This is a genomic window from Niameybacter massiliensis (assembly GCF_001282685.1).
Taxonomy (GTDB): Bacteria; Bacillota; Clostridia; order Lachnospirales; family Cellulosilyticaceae; genus Holtiella; species Holtiella tumoricola.
Genome location: NZ_LN875028.1, coordinates 1 through 1,360 on the forward strand (window position 1 = coordinate 1; position 1,360 = coordinate 1,360).

The following is a 1,360-nucleotide window of genomic DNA, read 5'->3' on the forward strand; positions in this document are numbered from 1 at the left end:
TAGGTCAAACCCTCGAACCGTTAGTATTGGTCAGCTACACATGTTACCATGCTTACACCTCCAACCTATCTACCTCGTAGTCTACAAGGGGTCTTACTCCATTTCTGGATGGGAAGTCTTATCTTGAGGTCTGTTTCACGCTTAGATGCCTTCAGCGTTTATCAGCTCCAGACTTAGCTACTCTGCTATAGGCTTGGCAGCCTAACAGATGCACCAGCGGTCTGTTCATCCCGGTCCTCTCGTACTAAGGACAACGCCTCTCAAACTTCCTACGCCCACGACGGATAGGGACCGAACTGTCTCACGACGTTCTGAACCCAGCTCGCGTACCGCTTTAATGGGCGAACAGCCCAACCCTTGGAACCTGCTTCAGCTCCAGGATGCGATGAGCCGACATCGAGGTGCCAAACCTCCCCGTCGATGTGAACTCTTGGGGGAGATAAGCCTGTTATCCCCGGGGTAGCTTTTATCCGTTGAGCGATGGCAATCCCACTTTCATACCACCGGATCACTAAGTCCTACTTTCGTACCTGCTCCACCCGTCGGTGTCGCAGTCAAGCAACCTTCTGCCTTTGCACTCTACGAATGGTTTCCGACCATTCTGAGGTTACCTTTGAGCGCCTCCGTTACTCTTTCGGAGGCGACCGCCCCAGTCAAACTGTCCACCTGACATTGTCCCAAACCCGGATCACGGGCTATGGTTAGAAGTTAAGTATTACAAGAGAGGTATCCCACCGGCGGCTCCATGCAGACTGGCGTCCACACTTCTTAGCCTCCCTCCTATCCTGTACATGTAATACCCAACCTCAGTATCAAGTTACAGTAAAGCTCCACGGGGTCTTTCCGTCCTGTCGCGGGTAACCAGCATCTTCACTGGTACTACAATTTCACCGGGTGCGCTGTCGAGACAGTGCCCAAATCATTACGCCTTTCGTGCGGGTCAGAACTTACCTGACAAGGAATTTCGCTACCTTAGGACCGTTATAGTTACGGCCGCCGTTTACTGGGGCTTAAGTTCAAAGCTTCGGATTACTCCTAACCTCTCCCCTTAACCTTCCAGCACCGGGCAGGCGTCAGCCCCTATACTTCACCTTTCGGTTTAGCAGAGACCTGTGTTTTTGCTAAACAGTTGCTTGGGCCTATTCTCTGCGGCCTACCGAAGTAGGCACCCCTTCTCCCTAAGTTACGGGGTCATTTTGCCGAGTTCCTTAACAACGCTTCTCCCGTCGGCCTTAGGATTCTCTCCTCATCCACCTGTGTCGGTTTACGGTACGGGTACCTATCACGCAATAGCAGCTTTTCTCGGCAGTGTGGATTCAGGAACTTCTCTACTTTAATTTCGATCCGTATCGTACTTCAC

The 1,360-nt window shown here is 51.8% G+C and carries 1 rRNA gene; it reads right to left on the reverse strand.

Going from position 1 to position 1,360, the window contains the following annotated elements:
• Nucleotides 1–1,360 (reverse strand): 23S ribosomal RNA (locus tag BN2390_RS00215); the annotation flags it as partial.